The organism is Kribbella sp., from assembly GCF_035687465.1.
In the GTDB taxonomy this organism is placed as follows: Bacteria; Actinomycetota; Actinomycetes; order Propionibacteriales; family Kribbellaceae; genus Kribbella.
In genome coordinates this window covers 1-2,478 of the sequence record NZ_DASRXP010000747.1, presented here as the reverse complement: position 1 = coordinate 2,478, position 2,478 = coordinate 1, and the positions used below count along the sequence as shown (strand labels likewise).

The 2,478-nt window shown below is 67.1% G+C and carries 3 protein-coding genes; 1 reads left to right on the top strand and 2 read right to left on the bottom strand.

What is annotated here, in order from left to right; all coding sequences use genetic code 11:
- On the top strand, positions 1-833 hold an 833-nt coding region (gene ipdE2, locus VFG33_RS40435), incomplete at its 5' end, for an acyl-CoA dehydrogenase IpdE2 (protein WP_325058345.1).
- A 22-nt stretch (positions 834-855) separates the two neighbouring features.
- Here ipdE2 and VFG33_RS40430 read toward each other — a convergent pair.
- Together VFG33_RS40430 and VFG33_RS40425 are read right to left on the bottom strand one after the other, a co-directional pair.
- Positions 856-1,779, bottom strand: a complete 924-nt coding sequence (locus tag VFG33_RS40430) for an ABC transporter substrate-binding protein (protein ID WP_325058344.1) — start codon at positions 1,777-1,779, stop codon at positions 856-858.
- A 37-nt stretch (positions 1,780-1,816) separates the two neighbouring features.
- The coding region (locus tag VFG33_RS40425; RefSeq protein ID WP_325058343.1) for an ABC transporter permease at positions 1,817-2,478 on the bottom strand (662 nt) is incomplete at its 5' end.

Genomic DNA, 2,478 nt, shown 5'->3' with positions numbered 1-2,478 from the left:
AGAAGTTGTGGACATTGCTGTGCGAGCAGGTCGGAGTGGCGGCGCTGGTGGTTCCAGAGGAGTTGGGCGGTGCGGGTGGTGAACTGGCCGATGCCGCCGTGGTCATCGCGGAGCTTGGCAAGGGCCTGGTACCGACCCCGCTGCTCGGAACGACGCTGACCGAGCTCGCACTGCTGGCGGCGGACGATCCGGACGGGGACACGCTCGAGAAGCTCGCCGAGGGCAGCTCCATCGGCGCCGTGGTGTTCGATCCCGACTACGTCGTCAACGGGGACGTGGCCGACGTCGTCGTCGCTGCTGCGGACGGCAGGCTCAGCCGGTGGACCGAGTTCACCGCGCAGCCTGCGACCGCGATGGATCCCACCCGGCGGCTGGCCCGGCTCGAACCGAAGGCCACCGCCGACCTCGGCACCGACCCGGGGTTGGCCGACACTGCGGCAATCCTGTTGGCGGTCGAGCAGATTGGCGCCGCGAGCCGCTGCCTCGACCTCACCGTCGCCTACACCAAGGACCGGGTGCAGTTCGGCAGGCCCATCGGCAGCTTCCAGGCCCTCAAGCACCGGATGGCCGACCTCTACGTGCTCGTCCAGTCGGCCCGCGCGGTGGTGAACGACGCTGTCGCCGATCCGACTCCCACCGGGGCCGCGCTCGCCAGGGTCTTGGCGAGCGAGGCGTTCAGTGCCGTCGCGGCCGAGTCCATCCAGATGCATGGCGGCATCGCCATCACCTGGGAGCACGACGTCCAGCTGTACTTCAAGCGGGCGCACGGCAGCGCCCAGCTGCTCGGGCCGCCGCGGGAGCATCTGCGCAGGCTCGAGTCCGAGGTGCTCTAAGCCCTCTAGGCCGTAGTGCTGGTCAGCTGCTGCTGAGGCCCGCGCTGGCAAGCCACTTCTTGGCGATGTCGGCGAGGTTCGTACCCTTGGCCGCCTCTGCGTTCATCGAGATCAGGTCGTCGGTGGTGAGTTTCGCCGACACCGCATCAAGGGTCTTCTTGACCTTGTCGTTCTGCTTCGCGCTCTTGATGAGGGGGACGACGTTCTCGGCGGCGAACAGGTTCTTGTCATCCTCAAGGGCGACAAGGTTGTTCGCGTGCAGCCCGGGGTCCGTGCTGAACAGGTCGCCGGCCTGAATCTGACCGTTCATCAACGCCGTCATGGTCAAGGTGCCACCCGCATCGAGGCTGACGAAGTCCTTGAAGTTGAGCCCGTACACATCGCGGAGGCCGACGACGCCCTGGGTCCGTGTCTTCCATTCCGGCGGACCGCCGAGCACCAGTTCGCCCGCGACCGGCTTGAGGTCCGAGATGGTCTTGAGCTTGTACTTGTCAGCGGTCGCCTGCGTCACCGCGACGACGTCCTTGTCCTCGGCGGGAGACGGCGTCAGCATGCCGAGGCCCGAGGGCAACTTCGTCGCGAGTTCACTGTTCACCGCCTGGGGTGTCGCCGCGGTCGACTTCGGGTCGAGGTAGCTCAGCAGCGCACCCGTGTACTCGGGTACGAGGTCGACGGAGCCGTCCTTGAGCGCCTGGATGTAGACCTCACGACTGCCGATGTTGAACTGCTCCTTCGTCTGCACTCCGGCCGCCTGGAGCGCTTGCGAATAGATGCTGCCGATGAGTTGGCTCTCGGTGAAGTCGGCCGAGCCGACGATGACCTGACCTCCCTCCGATCCGCCGGCATTGCCGCCGCCGGACAGTGGGTCGTCACCGCCTCCGCCGCAGCCGGACAGTGCGAGCACGGACGCCAGCGCGATGGCCGGCAAGATGCTGCGCTTCTTCATGCGATTCTCCTATTGGATGAGCGACGCCGGGTGGCGCCTAGGTGGCGGGCTCGAGGACTGTGGTGGCCAGCGGTGAGCTCTCCTTCGAGGCCACCCGCCGCAGCCCGGGGGACACGATGATTCGGCCGATCCAGGCGAAGGTGAATTCGAGGAGGATGGCGAGCACGGCGACAAGTATTGCCCCGCCCGCCATTTCGGCGAAGCTGGCCTGTGCCCGGCCATCGAGGATGAACCGGCCGAGGCCTTGAAGGCCGAGATACGCGGCGATGGTGGCGGTCGAGACGATCTGCAGAGTGGAGGACCGCACACCGGACACCATGAGCGGTAGGGCGCACGGCAGCTGGACGCGCATCAGGATCTGGCGCTTGGTGTAGCCCATGCCACGGGCCGCACCGACGGCATCCGGGTCGGCGTTCTGGATGCCCGCATAGGTCCCGGTGAGAATCGGGGGCACCGCCAACAGAACCAGCACGATGACGGTGGGCAGCACGTACACGAGCTTGCCGGCGGCGACCGGAGCGATGATCAGGAACAGCAGCACCAGCAGCCCGAGCGACGGGAGCGCGCGCAACGCGTTGGCGAACCCGGCGACCAACGCCTCGCCACGTCCGGTGTAGCCGATGACGATTCCGAGGGGTATCGCGATCGCCAGCGCGATGAGCAGTGCCACGGCGGAGTACAGCAGGTGATAGCCCACCT